Origin of the sequence: Saccharothrix sp. AJ9571 (assembly GCF_021725495.1) — a bacterium.
GTDB classification, from domain to species: Bacteria; Actinomycetota; Actinomycetes; order Mycobacteriales; family Pseudonocardiaceae; genus Amycolatopsis; species Amycolatopsis magusensis.
On record NZ_CP091382.1, the window covers coordinates 7,629,600 to 7,646,046 of the forward strand.

The 16,447-nt window shown below is 72.1% G+C and carries 16 protein-coding genes; 11 read left to right on the top strand and 5 right to left on the bottom strand.

All coding sequences use genetic code 11. The annotated features are described in order from the left end of the window. The first annotated feature begins 197 nt into the window (after nt 1-197). The 10 genes from L3Q67_RS34445 (at nt 198) to L3Q67_RS34490 (ending at nt 10,766) form a co-directional block, all read left to right on the top strand. Entirely contained in the window at nt 198-1,103 is a 906-nt protein-coding gene (locus L3Q67_RS34445) for a type 2 periplasmic-binding domain-containing protein (protein WP_499185584.1), read from the top strand. Then, on the top strand, nt 1,100-1,966 hold the full coding sequence (locus L3Q67_RS34450; RefSeq protein ID WP_499185585.1) for an amino acid ABC transporter permease: 867 nt from the start codon (nt 1,100-1,102) through the stop codon (nt 1,964-1,966). The genes L3Q67_RS34445 and L3Q67_RS34450 overlap by 4 nt, the downstream gene beginning before the upstream one ends. Then, nucleotides 1,963-2,739 carry an amino acid ABC transporter ATP-binding protein gene (locus L3Q67_RS34455; protein WP_499185586.1) on the top strand — a complete coding sequence of 259 codons (777 nt, stop codon included), beginning with the start codon at nt 1,963-1,965 and terminating at the stop codon, nt 2,737-2,739. Before L3Q67_RS34450 ends, L3Q67_RS34455 begins: the two co-directional genes overlap by 4 nt. Beyond that, entirely contained in the window at nt 2,736-3,893 is a 1,158-nt protein-coding gene (locus tag L3Q67_RS34460) for a CapA family protein (RefSeq protein ID WP_499185587.1), read from the top strand. Before L3Q67_RS34455 ends, L3Q67_RS34460 begins: the two co-directional genes overlap by 4 nt. Next, nucleotides 3,890-5,128 (top strand): CaiB/BaiF CoA transferase family protein, encoded by a 1,239-nt coding sequence (locus L3Q67_RS34465; protein WP_499185588.1) that lies wholly within the window; start codon nt 3,890-3,892, stop codon nt 5,126-5,128. The genes L3Q67_RS34460 and L3Q67_RS34465 overlap by 4 nt, the downstream gene beginning before the upstream one ends. A gap of 104 nt (nt 5,129-5,232) precedes the next feature. Next, nucleotides 5,233-6,288: a 2-hydroxyacyl-CoA dehydratase family protein gene (locus L3Q67_RS34470; RefSeq protein WP_499185589.1), complete on the top strand. Its 1,056-nt coding sequence runs from the start codon at nt 5,233-5,235 to the stop codon at nt 6,286-6,288. Then, entirely contained in the window at nt 6,285-7,526 is a 1,242-nt protein-coding gene (locus L3Q67_RS34475) for a 2-hydroxyacyl-CoA dehydratase family protein (RefSeq protein WP_499185590.1), read from the top strand. The genes L3Q67_RS34470 and L3Q67_RS34475 overlap by 4 nt, the downstream gene beginning before the upstream one ends. Beyond that, nucleotides 7,519-8,031: an MFS transporter gene (locus L3Q67_RS34480; protein ID WP_499185591.1), complete on the top strand. Its 513-nt coding sequence runs from the start codon at nt 7,519-7,521 to the stop codon at nt 8,029-8,031. The genes L3Q67_RS34475 and L3Q67_RS34480 overlap by 8 nt, the downstream gene beginning before the upstream one ends. Next, entirely contained in the window at nt 8,028-9,020 is a 993-nt protein-coding gene (locus L3Q67_RS34485) for an MFS transporter (RefSeq protein WP_499185592.1), read from the top strand. Before L3Q67_RS34480 ends, L3Q67_RS34485 begins: the two co-directional genes overlap by 4 nt. 24 nt (nt 9,021-9,044) lie before the next feature. Beyond that, nucleotides 9,045-10,766 carry a CocE/NonD family hydrolase gene (locus L3Q67_RS34490; RefSeq protein ID WP_499185593.1) on the top strand — a complete coding sequence of 574 codons (1,722 nt, stop codon included), beginning with the start codon at nt 9,045-9,047 and terminating at the stop codon, nt 10,764-10,766. A gap of 162 nt (nt 10,767-10,928) precedes the next feature. Here L3Q67_RS34490 and L3Q67_RS34495 read toward each other — a convergent pair whose 3' ends face one another. Beyond that, entirely contained in the window at nt 10,929-11,441 is a 513-nt protein-coding gene (locus tag L3Q67_RS34495) for a flavin reductase family protein (protein WP_499185594.1), read from the bottom strand. A 163-nt stretch (nt 11,442-11,604) separates the two neighbouring features. Further along, complete coding sequence (locus L3Q67_RS34500; RefSeq protein ID WP_499185595.1) at nt 11,605-11,904, bottom strand: DUF1540 domain-containing protein; 300 nt, start codon at nt 11,902-11,904, stop codon at nt 11,605-11,607. Between the two features lie 328 nt (nt 11,905-12,232). On the opposite strand from L3Q67_RS34500, the gene L3Q67_RS34505 reads away from it, so the two are divergent. Continuing rightward, nucleotides 12,233-13,108, top strand: coding sequence for an LLM class flavin-dependent oxidoreductase (locus L3Q67_RS34505; protein ID WP_499185596.1), 876 nt, complete (start codon nt 12,233-12,235; stop codon nt 13,106-13,108). Here the strand turns inward: L3Q67_RS34505 and sbnB are convergent. Genes sbnB through L3Q67_RS34520 form a run of 3 tightly spaced genes read right to left on the bottom strand, consistent with a single transcriptional unit; the run spans nt 13,090 to nt 16,429 of the window. Further along, nucleotides 13,090-14,109 carry a 2,3-diaminopropionate biosynthesis protein SbnB gene (gene sbnB, locus L3Q67_RS34510; protein ID WP_499185597.1) on the bottom strand — a complete coding sequence of 340 codons (1,020 nt, stop codon included), beginning with the start codon at nt 14,107-14,109 and terminating at the stop codon, nt 13,090-13,092. The two genes, L3Q67_RS34505 and sbnB, sit on opposite strands and share 19 nt — an antisense overlap. Nucleotides 14,110-14,123: 14 nt before the next feature. Beyond that, a complete protein-coding gene (locus tag L3Q67_RS34515; RefSeq protein ID WP_499185598.1) occupies nt 14,124-15,191 on the bottom strand; it encodes a beta-ketoacyl-[acyl-carrier-protein] synthase family protein in 1,068 nt (355 codons plus the stop codon). Then, a complete protein-coding gene (locus L3Q67_RS34520; protein WP_499185599.1) occupies nt 15,188-16,429 on the bottom strand; it encodes a beta-ketoacyl-[acyl-carrier-protein] synthase family protein in 1,242 nt (413 codons plus the stop codon). The genes L3Q67_RS34515 and L3Q67_RS34520 overlap by 4 nt, the downstream gene beginning before the upstream one ends. Between the last annotated feature and the right edge of the window lie 18 nt (nt 16,430-16,447).

Genomic DNA, 16,447 nt, shown 5'->3' on the forward strand with positions numbered 1-16,447 from the left:
GCTCCCTTTCCCGTTCCTCCGGCCCGGAAGCCTACGGGGGCACCGGGTCTTGCAATTGGCGACACCTCGTGCGACGCTCGTCGCCATCCTAGTCGGCAATGATCGGTTCCCGGATTCCCGGCTGTGCCTGACCGTCCCGACCGCCCGACTGTCCCGACCCACGCCTGGCAAGGCCCAACGCAGGGAGAACCATCGCCATGCGATCAGCCCCCACCGCACGACGGCTCACCGCCGCGGCCGCGGTCCTGCTCGCCCTCACCGGTTGCGGCGCCCAGGTCGGCGACTCCGCGGCCGAACCGGCCCCGGCCGGGGCCGACACGGCCCTGCACGACGCGCTGCCCGAGGCCATCCGGCAGGCCGGGGTCATCCGCTTCGCCGGCGACTCGCACCCGCCCTACCGCACGGTCGGCGCCGACGGCGCCATCACCGGCATCGACAAGGACTTCCAGGACGCACTGGGCGAACTGCTCGGCGTGCGTACCGAGACGATCGTCGTCGACAGCCTGCCCGCCGCGCTGCAGGGCATGCTGTCCAGCCGCTACGACGCCTTCAACGGGCCGGTGAAAGTCACCGCCGAACGCGAGAAGCAGTTCGACACCATCACCTGGATGACCACGCGCACCTCCTACGTGGTGCCCGCCAACGCTCCCGTGCCGATCCCCGCCACGGACGCCCTGTGCGGCAAGCGGGTCGCCGTGGTCACCGCCAGCGTGGTCGAGGAGCAGCTGCGGCAGCTCTCGGCGTTCTGCGAGCGCACCGGGCGCGGTGCCGTGCAGCCGATCGGGCTCGCCGACACCAACGCCACCCTGCTCGCCGCGCAGTCCGGCCGGGCCGAGGCCGCGGGCATGACCCAGGCCGCGGCGATCGACGTGACCACCCAGCAGAAGGGCGTCTACACCTACGTCACCCAGACCGAGGAGCAGGGCGCCACCGCGGACAAGCTCGCGCTCTACGTGCCGAAGTCGGGACAGCTCGGACCGGTGCTGCACCAGGCTTTCGGTGCACTGTTCACCTCCGGGCGCTACCAGCAGATCATGCGGAAGTGGGGCCTGACCGACGTCACCGTGCCGCAGCCCGAGTTCAACGCCGGGACGCCGGCATGACGGTGACCACCGATCCCCCGGCGACGGTGAGCACGCACGACATCGCCACCGCCCGGCCGCGCTTCCGGCCGTGGCGCTGGGTGGCCACCGCCGTGCTGGTGGTGCTGGCCGCGCAGTTGCTCACCTTCCTGATCGGCAACGAGCGGTTCCAGTGGGACGTCGTCGCCGCGCACCTGTTCGCCCCGTCCGTCCTTTCCGGACTCGGCACCACCGTGCTGCTGGCCGTGCTGGCGATGGTCATCGGCTCGGTGGTGGGCGGGCTGCTCGCCGCCGCGCAGCTGTCCGGCTTCGCTCCGGCGCGCTGGGCGGCCACGCTCTACGTCGGGGTCTTCCGCGGCATCCCGCCGCTGGTGCAGCTGATCTTCTGGTTCAACCTGGCCTACCTGCTGCCGAAGATCTCGCTGAGCGTGCCCTTCGGCCCGGCCCTGCTCACCTGGAACGCCAACGACCTGATCACCCCGCTCACCGCGGGCATCATCGGCCTTTCGCTGGTCGAATCGGCGTACCTGGCCGAGATCATCCGTGCCGGGGTGCTCGGCGTGGACCGTGGACAGCGTGAAGCGGCGTCCGCGATGGGCTTCACCCCCGCGCAGACGTTTTTCCGGATCGTGCTGCCGCAGGCGATGCGGGTGATCATCCCGCCCAGCGGCAGCCAGTTCATCAGCGTGCTCAAGGGCACCGCGCTGGTCTCGGTGATCGCGATGAACGACCTGCTGCACGCGGTGCAGGTGATCTACAACCAGAGCTACGAGATCGTGCCGATGCTGATCGTGGCCTGCGTCTGGTACCTGGTCGTGGTCACGCTGCTGACCGTGGCCCAGCGCAGGCTCGAACGGCGCTTCGCGCGTGGAGGTGCCTCGTGACGGCGGTACTGCGGATGAGCGGGGTGCGCAAGGCCTTCGGCACGCACCAGGCGCTCGACGGCGTGGACCTCGAAGTAGCCGAGGGCGAGGTCGTGGTGGTCATCGGGCCGTCCGGCTCGGGGAAGTCCACTTTGGTCCGTTGTGTGCACCAGCTCGAGTCGATCGACGCGGGCGCGATGTACCTCGACGGCGACCTGATCGGCTACGAGGAGCACCGCGGGCGGCTGCGGCCGCTGAGCCCGCGTGGCGCGGCGGCCCAGCGCAGGCGCGTCGGCATGGTGTTCCAGCAGTTCAACCTGTTCCCGCACTTCACCGCGCTGCGCAACGTCACCGAAGCGCCGGTGCGGGTGCACCGGCGTGACCGCGCGGAGACCGAGCGCGACGCGATCGCGTTGCTGGAGCGCGTCGGCCTCGGCGACCGCTTGCACCACTACCCGCGTCAGCTCTCGGGCGGACAGCAGCAGCGCGTGGCGATCGCCAGGGCGCTGGCGGTGCGCCCGCGGATCATGCTGTTCGACGAACCGACCAGCGCGCTCGACCCGGAGCTGGTCGACGAGGTGCTCGGCGTGCTGCGCGGACTGGCCGCCGACGGGCTGACGATGATCGTGGTGACCCACGAGATGGCCTTCGCCCGCGAGGTGGCCGATCGCTGCGTGTTCATGGAGGCCGGCCGGATCGTCGAATCCGGCACCCCGGCCGAGGTCTTCGGCAATCCGCGCAGCCCGCGCCTGCGTGCGTTCCTGTCCCGGCACACGGAAGAAGCAGTCTCTTGATCACCATCACCGCCGTCGGGGACCTCATCCTCGACGAACCGGACCCGGCGAGCTTCCTGGCGCCGTCGGCCCCGCTGTTCCGGCGGGCCGAGGTCGCCATCGGGCACGTCGAGGTCCCGCATTCGACCACCACCACGCAGATCAGCACCGACGTGCCCGCGCCCCCGGCCGACCCGGCCGCGCTCGGCGCGCTCGCCGGGGCCGGTTTCGACGTGGTGACCCTGGCGGGCAACCACATCTTCGACGCCGGTGAGGTCGGGGTGACCGACACCGTGGCACACGCCCGCGCGGCCGGGCTGGTCCCGGTCGGCGCCGGAGCCGACCTCGCCGAGGCCCGCACCCCGGCCGTGGTCGAGCGCGACGGCCTGCGGATCGGCGTGCTGTCGTACAACTGCGTGGGCCCGCGTGAATCCTGGGCGACCTCACGCAAGGCGGGCTGCGCGTACGTCCACGTGCTCACCCACTACGAACTCGACCACGCCAGCCCCGGCGGTCCACCGCGGATCTACACCTTCGCCGACCCGGACAGCCTGGAGGCGATGGCCGCCGACATCTCCGCGTTGCGCGCCGAAGCCGACGTCGTGCTCGTCGCGTTGCACAAGGGTGTCGGGCACACCCCGGCGGCGGTGGCGATGTACGAGAGCCCGGTGGCGCGCGCGGCGGTCGACGCCGGGGCGGACGCGGTGTTCGGCCACCACGCGCACATCATGCGCGGCATCGAGGTCCACCGCGGCAAGCCGATCTTCCACGGCCTCGGCAACTTCGTCACCGTCACCCGCGCGCTCACCCCGTCCGAAGGCGGCGACAGCGCGGAACGGGCGGCGTGGGCGGAGAAACGCAAGGCGCTCTACGGGTTCGCGCCCGATCCGGACCTGCCGTTCTACCCGTTCCACCCGGAGAGCAGGCACACCGTGGTCGCGGTCTGCCGGTTCGACCGCGACGGGCTGGCCGAGGCCGGGGTCGTGCCGTGCCACATCGACGACCACGGCAGGCCCGTGCCGCTCGAACCCGACTCCCCGGAAGGCGAGGCCGTACTCGCCTACCTCCGTGACATCACCGCCCGCGCACGGCTCGGCGGGGAGCTGGTCCGCCGAGGCGACCAGGTCCTGCTCGCCGGAGCCGGGCGCGTCCCAGCCCTGGAGGACCAGCCATGACCGACCAGCCGCTCGCCGGCCGCACCGTGATCGACCTGACCACCGCGCTCGCCGGGCCCTACGCGACCCTGCTGCTCGCCGGGCTCGGGGCCACCGTGATCAAGGTGGAGAACCCCGCGACCGGCGGGGACACCTCGCGCAACAACGCGCCCTACCTCGGCCGTGACGGGCTGGCGCTGGGCCGCAAGCACGACGACGACATGTCGGTGTCGATGCTGGTGCGCGGGCGAGGCAAGCTGAGCGTGACGCTGAACCTCAAGGACCCGCGTGCGAAGGCGGTGTTCACCGACCTGGTGCGGGACGCGGACGTGCTGGTGGAGAACTACTCCCCCGGCGTCACCAGCCGCCTCGGCATCGACTACGCGGCCGTGCGGGAGCTCAACCCCCGGCTCGTCTACACCTCGATCAGCGGGTTCGGCACCCAGGGCGGGCCGGGGTCGGGCAAGGCGATGGACTCGATCATCCAGGCGCTGTCCGGGGTGATGATGACCGCGGGTGAGCCGGACGGCGATCCGGTGCGGTTCGGCCTGCCGATCGGGGACCTGCTGGCGCCGCTGTTCGCCGTGGTCGGCACGGTTTCGGCATTGCTGCAGGCGGAAACCACCGGGCAGGGGCAGCACGTGGACGTGTCCATGCTCGGCGCGCTGACCTCGCTGGTGGCGTGCGAGCCGTTCGACGCCTTCGAAGCCGTCGGGCTGCCGCAGCGCACCGGCTCACTGGTGCCGCGGCTGGCGCCGTTCGGCATCCTGCCCACCGCCGATGGGCACATCGCGTTGTGCGCGCCCACCGATTCGTTCGCCCGCGGGGTGTTGCGGGCGATGGGCCGTGAGGACCTCGTCAACGACGAGCGCTACCGGACCCGGGACGAACGCGTGCGGCGCGCGGACGAACTGCACGCGCTGATCGGTGACTGGTGCCGCACGCTGCCCTCGGCGGACGTGGTGGACCGCCTTTCCGAGCACGGTGTGCCCGCCGCCGAGGTCCGCGAACCCCGTGAGGCGGTCCGCGATCCGCTGGTCCGCGCCCGGCGTGAGGTCGTGCCGATCACCCATCCCCGGCACGGCGCGGTCGCCGACCTCTCCGCCACCGGCATGCCGATCGTGTTCTCCGGCGCGTCGGTCGGCCTGGACGGGCCCGCGCCCGCGCTCGGCGAGCACAACGACCACGTGTACCGCGAACTGCTCGGCTACAGCGAAGACACCGTCGCCGCCCTAGCCGCCGACTCCGTCATCTAACCCCCCCTCGCCTCGCCCTGCTTGTGCCGTGAATGTGGCTTCACGGCGGAATGTGCCGTGAAAGCCACATTCACGGCACCGATCTCACCCCTTCGGAGGACCCATTGCTGCCGGATCGGAATGACGCCGTCGCGCAACGGCGGGCGGACGGCCGCCCGGTGGCCGGATACGTCGGCGCCGACGTGCCGGTCGAACTGCTGACCGCCGCCGGGATGTTGCCGTTGCGCCTGACCGGGTCTCCGGACGAGGACGCGAGCGCGGGCCGCGAACGGCTCGGCGGCGGCCTCGACGCGGTGGCCTGCTCGGTGCTCACCCGGTTGCTCGAAGGCGCCTATGGCCACCTCGATGTCCTTGTGCTGTCCCGGGATTGCGAGGCGTCGCTGCGGTTGTTCTACGTACTGCGGGAAATCCGCCGGGTGGAGCCGTCGATCGCGTTGCCGCCCTTGCACTTGGTCGACGTGCTGCACCTGCCGCACCACACGACCACCCGGTACGTGCTGGCCAAGGTGCGTCAGTTCCGGTCGTGGCTCGAAGCCGTGGCGGGACGGCGGATCGGGGACGACGACCTGGCCGCCGCCATCGCCGCGCACGACCGGGTCCGGGGCCTGCTCCGCGAAGTCGGCACCCACCGCGGCGAGCGGCGGCTCACCGGCACTGAGGCGCTGTCGCTGGTCTCGGTGACCACCGCCATGCCGGTCGACGAAGCGGAAGAACTGGTGCGGGAGGTGCTTTCCACGCTCCCCGGCCGTGAGCCGCGGCCCGGTCGTCCCGTGTACCTGACCGGCAGCGGTCACGACACGCCCGCGGTCTACCAGGCGCTGGAGGACGCGGGCTGGCTGATCGTCGGCGAGGACCACGACTGGGGCGACCTGCTCGCCGTGGCCGATGTCGGAGCACCGACCGAACTGGCGCTCGCCGAGCGATACCAGTTCGCCGGGCCCGCCGCGCCACGGGCGTCCATCGCGGAACGGGCCGCGCACACCGCCGCCGCCTTGCGCGAACGTGGTGCCGGAAGCCTGCTGTCCTACGTCCGCCGCCACGACGACGCGCCGCCGTGGGACTTCCCCGCCCAGCGGGAAGCCGCCGGAGTCCCCGCCACGCTCGTCGACCGCCAGGAGTACGGCCGGATCGACCTGGAACTCGCCGGAGCCGCCCGATGAGCACCCGCCTGCCCAGCGCCGCCGCGGCGACCGCCTACCAGCGCCAGTGGTTCGCCGAGCTCAAGGACCAGGTCGCCGCGGGCACGCCCCTGGCGCTGGTGAACGCCGACGCGCCGCAGGAGATCTTCCGGGCGATGGGCATCCCGTACGTGGTCAACCAGTGGTGGGCCTCGATCGTCGCGGCGAAGCAGCAGACCCAGGAGCAACTGGCCCGGCTGCGGGAACGCGGCTACCCCGACTACACCGAGCAGTACAGCTCGACCTCCCTCGCCAGCGCGTTCGCCCCGGATTCCGGGCCGTGGGGCGGGCTGCCGATGCCGTCGATCGTGCTCGCGGAGACCACCGGCGACGCCTCGCGCAAGATCTTCGAAGTCTGGGCCGGGCAGCCCGGCGTGACCTTCTACCCGCTCGAGAGCGCCGCCGCCGACACGGTGCCGTCGCGCTGGTGGGAGCTGATGCCGCACCGGTGGGAGGAGGCGGTCGGCACCGACCGGCTCGACCTGATGACCGGCGAGCTGCACGGCCTGATCCGGTTCCTCGAAACCACCACCGGGCGGCGGTTCTCCGAGCGCCGGTTCACCGAGGTGATGGACCTGGTCAACGAGCAGGAGGAATGGAACCGGCGCACCCGCGACCTGATCGCGGCGGCCCGGCCGTGCCCGATCGCGGTCACCGACGGCATCCCGGCGGTGATGATCCCGCAGTGGCACCGCGGCACCGAATGGGCGCGCGACGCCGCCAAGGCCCTGCACGACGAGGTGGCCGCGCGGATCGCCGCGGGCGCCGCGGTCTGCGAGGACGAACGGGCGCGGCTGATGTGGATCGGCCGCGGCCTCTGGTTCGACCTCGACTTCTACCGGCGTTTCCAGGACCGCTATGGCGCGGTCTTCGTCTGGTCCATGTACCTGGCGATCGCCGCCGACGGCTATCTCCGCTACGGCGGCGATCCGGTACGCGCGCTGGCGGCCCGGTTCGCGGCGTTCTCCGACCAGCTCTACACCCCGCCGTGGTCGGCCGAGTGGTACGTGCACCAGGCCCGCACGCACGGCGCCGACGGGGTGGTGCACCTGGTCTCCGACGACGCCCGCGGCAGCTGGGCGACCACCAGGGCGCTGCGGGCGGCCGGGGTGCCGGTGCTCGAACTGCACGCGGACAACGTGGACGCCCGCCGGTCCGACCCGGCGTTCCTCGACAGGTCGGTGGGCGACTGGCTCGAGGCCGAGGTCCTCGGTGGCTGAGCGGGCGGCGCCCGTGCTCGCCGGTGCGCTGGTCGCGTTGTTCACCGGCTCGCTGACCAACACCATCATCGGCATCGCGCTGCCCACCATCGCCGGGGAACTCGGCGGGCAGGACCAGGTCGCCTGGGTGGCCGCCGCCGCGCTGCTGACGATGACCGCGGCCACCCCGGTCTGGGGCAAGCTCGCCGACCGGCGCGGCCCGCGCCCGATGCTGCTCGCGGCCACCGCGATGTTCGTCGTGGCTTCGCTGGTCGCCGGGCTGGCGCCGTCGATGGGCTGGCTGGTGGCCGGGCGCGCGCTGCAGGGCGCGGCCGGCGGCGGCATCCTCGCCTGCGCGAACGCACTGGTCGCGGTGCTGGTCCCGGCTCGCGAACGCGGCCGCTACACCGGCTGGTTCGGGTTGTCCTTCGGCACCGCTTCGGTGGCCGGGCCGCTGCTGGGCGGGCTGCTGGTCACGCCGGGTGGTCCTGGCTGGCGCTGGTGCTTCCTCGGGTGGTGCCGGTGACCGTCGTCGCCGCGCTGCTCATCCGGCTCGCCCCCGACCGCAGGCCGCCACGCCCGCACGCGCCGCTGGACCACCTCGGCGCGGCGTTGCTCGCGCTGGCCGCGGGCGGACTGGTGGTGCTGCTCTCCGCCGGTGGGGTCGCGTGGCCGTGGCCGTCACCCGCCACCTTCGGGCTCGGCACGGCCGTGCTGCTGACCGCGGTGCTGGCCGTGTGGCGTGAGCTGCGGGCCGCCGACCCGATCCTGCCGCCGCGGTTGTTCCGCAGCCGCACCTTCACCATCGCCGGCACGACCGGCCTGCTGGTCGGCACGGTGATGTTCGGCGGGATCATCTACCTGCCGCAGTTCCTGCAGGTGGTGCACGGGCACGGCGCGATGGCCGCCGGGCTGCTGATGCTGCCGCAGGTCGGCACCATGATCATCACCTCGGCGGTGACCGGCAGGCTGATCGCGCGGACCGGGCGGTGGAAGCGGTTCCCGGCCGCCGGCTGCGCGCTGCTGGTCGCCGGGCTGGCCGTGCTCGCGCCGCTGAGCACCACGACCCCGGCGTGGCAGGTGGCTGCGGGCATGGCGCTGCTCGGCGCGGGCACCGGGCTGACCCAGCAGGTGCTCGTGCTCGCCGCGCAGGACGCCGTCGACCCCGGTGACGTCGGGGTCGCGAGTTCGTCGGCCACCTTCACCAGGACGCTCGGCGGCGCGGTCGGGGTCGCCGCCTTCGGTGCGCTGATCGCCGCGCGGCTGCGGGCCGACCTCCCCGCCGCGCTCGACGCGGCCGGGCTGCCCGCCACCGACGAAGCCGTCCGCCGCCTGCTCGGTACCCCGGCCCAGGTCGCGGCGCTGCCACCACCACTGGCCGACGCCGTCCGCGAGTCCTACACCCACGGACTCCAGCTGGTCTTCCTCGCCACGCTCCCGATCGCCGTGCTCGCGCTGCTGGCGATCTCCTTCGTCCGGGAGACCGCTCTCGGCGAAGCCGTTCCCGCGCACTGATTCACTGATTCCCGGAGGACATCGATGTCCCGACGTTCACGCCTGATACTGGCCGCCGCGATCACCCTCGTGCTCGCCGGTGTCGCCGCCTTCCTGCTCGTCCCCGACCGCCCCGCGACCGCGGCGGGTTCCTTCGGCTCGTACCGGCCGGAAGCCGGGTTCACCGAGCGGGTGAGCGAATCGTTCTACCTGCCGATGCGCGACGGCACCCGGCTGGCCGTGCGGCTGGACCGGCCCGCCGCGCCGGGCCGGTTCCCGGTGCTGTGGCAGCACAGCCTGTCGATCGACCGCAAACCGGAGGACGGCGCCGGCCCGCGGACCGGTGGCTTCCAGGCGATGCCGGAACTGGCCGCGCACGGGTACGTGGTGGCGCAGGTCGCGCGCCGCGGCAACGGTCAATCCTTCGGCGCCCGCCGCGGCTACAACGACCGGATCGAGGCCACGGACGCCTACGAGGTCACCGAGTGGCTGGCCACGCAACCGTGGTCGACCGGGAACGTCGGCATGTACGGCTGCTCCAACACCGGAGACGCCGCCATGCACGCGATGACCGTGCGGCCGCCGCACCTGAAGGCCGTGCTCGCCGGGTGCTTCTCGTGGGACAAGTACGACGCCTGGCGGGTCGGCGGCATCTCCGCGCAGTGGGGCTTCGGCCCGGCGCGCACGGTCGCGCAGGACATGGAGAACCAGCCGGTGGACGGCGATCCGGACAAGGTCCTGCTCGCCCAGGCCGCGCGGGAACACCAGCAGTCCACCGTGCTCGCCGACCTGTGGCGCGGCATGCCGTTCCGCGACAGCTTCTCCCCGCTGGTGCAGTCCCGGTTCTGGAGCGAGGGCAGCTCGGGCAGCTACGCCGGGGCGATCCGCGACTCGGGCGTGCCGCTGTACGTGATCGGCGGCTGGCGGGACGAACTGCGTGGCCAGGGCATCGCGTCCCTGCTCAACGTGCCGGGCTCGCGGCTGCTCATCGGGCCGTGGAAGCACTGTGAGAACGCGGGTTTCGCGTTGATCGAGGAAGCACACCGGTTCTTCGACCGGCACCTCAAGGGCATCGACACCGGCATCGACGCCGACCCGCCGATCCACTACGCCACCCCGTCCTCGGACCGCGTCGACGCCACCGGGCTGACCTGGAAGCCGGCCACCAGCTGGCCCACCGGCGGCACGCCGGCGCCCCTCGGCGGCGGCGGTGTGCTGGGCTCACCCGCCACCGGACCGCGTGGGTTCACCGTCAGCACCGGCGTGCGGTGCCCGTCCGATCCCGGCAATGGCGCGGTCATCCAGCCGTGCCACATCCCCGGCAGCGGCACCGGGTGGACCGGGCCGGTGCTCGACCGGGACACCGAGATCACCGGCACCCCGGTGGCCGAGCTGTCGATGCGCGTGGACCGGACCGACGCGCATGTGTTCGCCTTCCTCGAAGACGTCGCCCCTGACGGCACCACCACGGTCATCACCGAAGGGCGGCAACAGGTTTCGCTGCGCGCGGAGCACCCCTCGCCGTACGCGCTGCCAGAAGGCGTTCCATGGCACCGCGCCTGGGCGGCGGATGCCGCACCGGTGACCCCCGGCGAGACGGCGCGGGTGCGGTTCGCGCTCCTGCCCACCTCGTACCTCGTCCCGGCCGGGCACCGCGTGCAGCTGACCGTCACCGGCTACGACCCCCGCGAAACCGGCGCTCTACCGGACGCCGACGGCTCCCGCCTCGAATTCGACGGCGACACCTCCACCCTCACCCTCCCCTGAGGAATGTGGAACTCGGCTACCCGAGCGTGGAGTTCGGCTGCCTGAGTGTGGAGTTCGGCTGCGGGAGCGTGGGACTCGCCAGGCGCGCCGCATCTGGCCCGAGGCCGTCGGGACACGAATGTGGCTTTGGGGGCGGATTCGGCCCCCAAAGCCACATTCGTGTCAGGCGCTGGTGATGCCGTAGCGTCCGCGGTGGAACAGTAGTGGCGCGGGGGTGGTTTCGGCGCCCATGGCCTGGACCCGCCCGGTGACGATGGTGTGGTCGCCGCCGTCGTACTCGGCTTCGACGGTGCATTCGATCCACGCGCACACGTCGTGCAGCACCGGCACGCCGGACGAGGTGGGATGCCACGCGACACCTGCGAACTTGTCCGCGCCGGAACGGGCGAACTGGTTGCTCAGGTGTTCGTGGCCCTCGGCGAGGATGTTGACGCCGAAGCGGCCGACCTCGCGGATCCTCGGCCAGGTCCTCGACGTCCGCGCCGGGGAGAACATCACCAGCGGCGGGTCGAGCGAGAGCGAGGCGAAGGTCTGGCAGGTGAATCCGACCGGTCCGCCCAGCCCGTTCGCGGTGATGACCACGACCCCGGTCGCGAAGTGCCCCAGCACGCTCCTCATGCGCGCCGGCGAGATCCCGGCCGGGTCGAGAACGCTGATGCCCAGGGTTTCGGTCATGTACCGACGCTAGGGCCGTCCCGGACGCCTGGCCATCCGCACATCGCGGCTACTTGTCCTGATGCCACCAGGTTTCCGCCGTGTTCAGCACTTCGCGGAAGATCGCACGGCGATCGCGGATGGCGGCCCCGGTCAGCCGGTGCCCGGGCCGCCTTCCACGGCGTCAGCGCGGGGTGTAGGTCAGGCAGTTGGCCGCGTGGTCACCGGTGCCCGGCCCCACACGCACCCCGGGAGCGGTGCACTCGAGGCTGGAGTTGTGCACGCAGTCGGTTCGCGAGCAGGCGCCGACCTGCGCGACGACCTTGTCGAGCCCGCCCTGGGTGTTCAGGGAGACGAACGTGTCGCAATCGGCGGCGCCGTTGCTGCCGCCGACGGTGATGGCGTACGCGTGGCAGCCGTCGTGGTTGTAGGAACACCCGGTGACCGTGCACTCGTGCACGGCGGGCATTTCGGTGGAAGTCATCTCAGCCGCACCTCGCAAAGGTTTCTGTGGCGGGAATTGAGTCAGTGAGCAAACCGTCCCACCGGGAAAGGCCGTCCGCAACCGGGGGAAATTGAAGGCAAGCCTTACCTCCACGCCGTTGTCCAGGGACATCACCGCAGGTCAGTCGCTTCGCCGGCGACGCGCCGAAATGAACTACACCCCAATGAGTGACTATCGCGGGAGCACTGTTCGATTGCGTGCGCCACCGCCGGGAAAAGACATTCATCTCGCCGCATACCCAATCGGGAACCGCGGGGCGGGCGAAATCCGGTTGCCCCCGGCGGGGGCGGTGCCGGACGATGCGCGGGTGCGCTACTCGATCAACATCCCGAACTTCGGCGACTTCGCCGACCCCCGAGCCGTGGCGCGGGTCGCCAAGGCCGCCGAGGACGCCGGCTGGGACGGCCTGTTCGTCTGGGACCACGTCGTGCACGACAAGCGGGAACGCCGCGGCCAGCCGTTCGGCGACCCCTGGATGCTGCTCACCGCGGCCGCGCTGGCGACCTCACGGCTCCACCTCGGCACCCTGGTCACACCGGTGGCGCGGCGGCGGCCGGAGCAGCTCGCCCGCCAGGTGGCCACCCTGGACGCGCTCAGCGGCGGCCGGGTGATCTTCAGCGCGGGCATCGGCGGGCCGATCGAGGACGAGTTCGGCAGCTTCGGCGACACCACCGACGCGGTGGTCCTCGCCCAGCGCCTCGACGAGGGCCTCGACCTGATCAACCGCTACTGGTCGGGTGAACCGGTCACCCACGAAGGCCGTCACTACCGGGTGCACGACGTCGAGTTGCTGCCCGCGACCGTGCAGCAGCCACGCCCGCCCGTCTGGATCGGTGGCTTCTGGCCGCACCGCAAGCCGATGCTCCGCGCGGCGAGGTGGGACGGCGTGGTGCCGCTGTTCAAGAGCGCCACCCACGGGTATCCGCCCGCCGTCGAGGAGGTCCGTGAGCTGGTCGCCTTCGTCCGCGAGCACCGCGAGCGGACCGGCCCGTTCGAGGTGGTGCTCGGCGGGGTCAGCCCGGGTGACCCCGCCGAGGCTCGGGAACTCCTCGAGCCGCTCGCCGAGGCCGGTGCGACCTGGTGGGACGAGCGGCAGCTCCAAAGCAGTGACGACCTGCACCGCCTCGGGCCGGTGCTGCGCCGCGTGGAGCAGGGACCGCCGGGCTACCGGGCCCGCTCGTAGCGCTTCAGCTCGGCAAAGAAGTCCGGGATCTCGGTCAGGTCGCCGGTCGCGGTGACGGTGTCGTAGACGTACTTGCCGACCGCGAGGTCGAGCACGCCGAGACCGAACGGTGAGAACACCACCGGCCGGTCCGCCGGCACGGTGAGCGCGCCGGTGAGCACGTCGTTCAGCGTGCCGTCGAGGAAGTCGCGATTGCCGGTGGCCTGCTCGGCCAGGTGCGGCGAGGTGTCGGCCTTGAGGCAGTGCTCCACGTCGTCGACGATGTTGACCGAGTCCAGGATGATCTCCGGCGACAGGTCCCGCAGCGACACGTGCAGCACCAGCGGGTTGTGCGCGAACCACGCCGGGTCGTGCACGTGCGGCTCGCCCGCGACGGTGGCGAACACGACCAGGTCCGAATCGCGGATGAGCGACTCGGCGCTCCCGTGCACCCGCGCGTCACCGTCCACCCCGGCCACGAACCCGGCCGCGTGCTCGGCGGACAGGTCGAACACGCCGGTCTCGTCGAAGGTCCAGCCGAGCGCGTTCAGGTAGGTGTGCAGGTAGCGGGCGATCAGGCCGACGCCGATGAACCCGACCCGCTTCGGTCGGCCGCGGTCGCGGCTGAGCACGCCGGCCGCCAGCGCGGCCGACGCCGCCGTCCTGGTCGCGCTGATCACCGAGCTTTCCAGGCAGGCGAACGGATATCCGGTGTCGTGGTCGTTCAGGATGAGCACCGCGGACGCGCGCGGCAGGCCGTTCTCCACGTTGCCGGGGAAGCTGGAGATCCACTTCATGCCGTCGACCCGCACGTCGTCGCCGATCGAGGCGGGCAGCGCGATGATCCGGGAGGACGGCCGGTCCGGGAAGCGCAGGAAGTACGACGGCGGGTTGACCGTGTGCCCGGCCGCGTGCGTCCGGTAGGCCGCCTCGACCAGGTCGATCACGTGCTTTTCCTGACCGTGCAGGGCGTCGAGCACCTGCGCACCGGAGATCACGGCGAAGGACGGGACAGTGGGCACTTCGGGCTCCTCGTTCAGCGGTGGGAAAGGATTCGGACGACGCCGCAGCCGACCTGGCCGTCCGGGTCGACGGCGGTGAGCACGGCGATTCCGGCCGTGGGGTCGGACAGCGCGGCGGCGAGCTGGAACGCGCCGGACGCCCCCGCGGTGTCCCCGATCAGGTCGCCGGGGAACACCGCCGGAGTGTCCGCGCCGAGCACGCCGGTGACCGCCGCGTGCTCGGCGTCCCCGTCCACTCCGGACAGCAGGGCGAGGTCGACGCCGGCGGCGTCCACCTCCGCGCTCGCGAGCGCCCGGCGGATGCGGGTGGTCAGGACTTCGGCCGTGCGTGCGGGCTCCAGCGTGGTGCCGAACTCCAGCGCCAGCACCTCGGCCATCGGGGTGCGGCCGTGCTCGGCGGCGGATTCCGCGCTTTCGGTCAGGAAAACGCAGCAGCCTTCGCCGAGCGGGCGCGGCTCCTGCCCGGCCAGCCCGTGCCAGGTGATCCACGACCGGCGCGCGTTCAGGTCCTCCACCGCACCGGCGAGCACCATCGGCGCCCGGCCGGCGCGGTGCAGCCGCCGGGCGTAGTTCAGCACCGACAACCCGGTCACCCGGCCGGAGGTGATGGTCGAGTTCGGGCCCTGGAGGCCGAACCGGACCGCGCACTGCGTGGTCGGGAAGTTCATCGCGGTGCTCGGCAGCTGCTTGGCGTTGACGTGGTACGGCAGCTCCTCGGTGAGCGAGTCGTACATCAGGTCCATCGCGCGGTCGGTGGTGGTCAGATCACCACCGAGCACCAGCGCGCGCTCGGCGGGGGCGTACTCGCCGAGCAGGTCGTGCTCGCGCAGCATCAGGGCCAGCGTGCCGACCGCGAGGCTGGACGGGCGGCCGATGAAGCGCTGCGAACGGCTGTTCAGGTCGCAGTCGTCACGCAGGAGGGCACTGACCGCTTCGCCGTCGACCACACCCGCCTCGACGTAGGGCAGGTCGTCGGACACGTCCACTTTGGACAAGGCGGACCGGCCGGCGGTGAACCCGTCCCCGAAGGCGTCCTTCCCCAGTCCGTACGGGGAGATCACCGACATCGCCGAAATGATCATGAGCCGATCCCCTCCGCCTGGCGGTCGAACCGCTTGAGCACCACGGCCGCGTTGAGCCCGCCGAAGCCGAGCGAGTTGACCAGCGCGATCTCCGGTTCGGCGCGGCGCGCCCGGTTCGGCACGCAGTCCACCGGGCACTCCGGATCGGTGGTGGTGTGGTTGATCGTCGGCGGCAGGAAACCGTGCTCCAGCCCCAGTATCGCGGCGATGCTGGAGTGCGCGGCCGCGCCGCCCATGGTGTGGCCGATCATCGACTTGATCGCCGCGACCGGCGGTACCGGCAGGTCCCCGAACACCTCGGTGAACGCCGCGGCCTCCATCGGGTCGTTGGCCTTGGTGGCGGTGCCGTGCGCGATCACCAGGTCCACCTCGGCGGGGCTGACCCCGGCGTTGTCCAGCGCGCCGCGCAGGCACTGGGTCACCCGCTCCTCCGAGGGCCGCGTGGGGTGCCCGGCGTCGCAGTTGAAGTGGTAGTCCAGCACCTCGGCGTGGATGAGCGCGCCGCGTTCCAGCGCCGTCTCCAGCGGTTCCAGCAGCAGCATCGCCGAGCCTTCGCCGAGCACCACGCCGGTGCGGTCCACCGCGAACGGGCGGCATTCGTCGCGGGCGAGCGCGCCCAGCCGGTAGAAGGCGGCGAAGGACTTGCGGCACGGCGAATCCGCGCCACCGACCAGCGCGTAGGAGACCTCACCGGCGCGCAGCGCGTCCAGGCCGTAGCCGATGGCGTAGTTCCCGGCGGCGCAGACGTCCGGCAGCGTCACCAGTTCCACGTCCTCGAGACCGAGGTCGTCGGCGACCGAGACCGGCATGCGGCCCAGTCGTGCCCGGCGCGCCAGCACCGGATCGAGGTCCGCCAGGCCCTTGTTCACCTCGGTGGTGGTCATCTCGTCGACGTCCCTGGCTTCGCCCTCGGTGGTGCCGACGGCGATCAGGCCGCGCCCGGCCCGCAACCGCGTGAGCGCCACCCCGGCGTCCTCCACCGCCATCAGCGCCGCCGCGGCGATCATCTGCGTCGCCCGGCCGTAGTGCGGGCGCTCCTCGTCCACGGCGAACTCGGGCACCTCGCAGACCTTCCCGTACTCGAACCCGGTCACGTCGAAGGCGGTGACCGGCGCGGCACTGCCGCGTCCGGCCAGCAGCCCGTCCAGGAATCCCGCTCTGCCGATGCCGATGCCCGAGATCACGCCGATCCCGGTCACCACCACCCGGCCCGACCGGCCCGGTGCCCCGTTGCCCATGCCTAGCTCCTTCCGGTG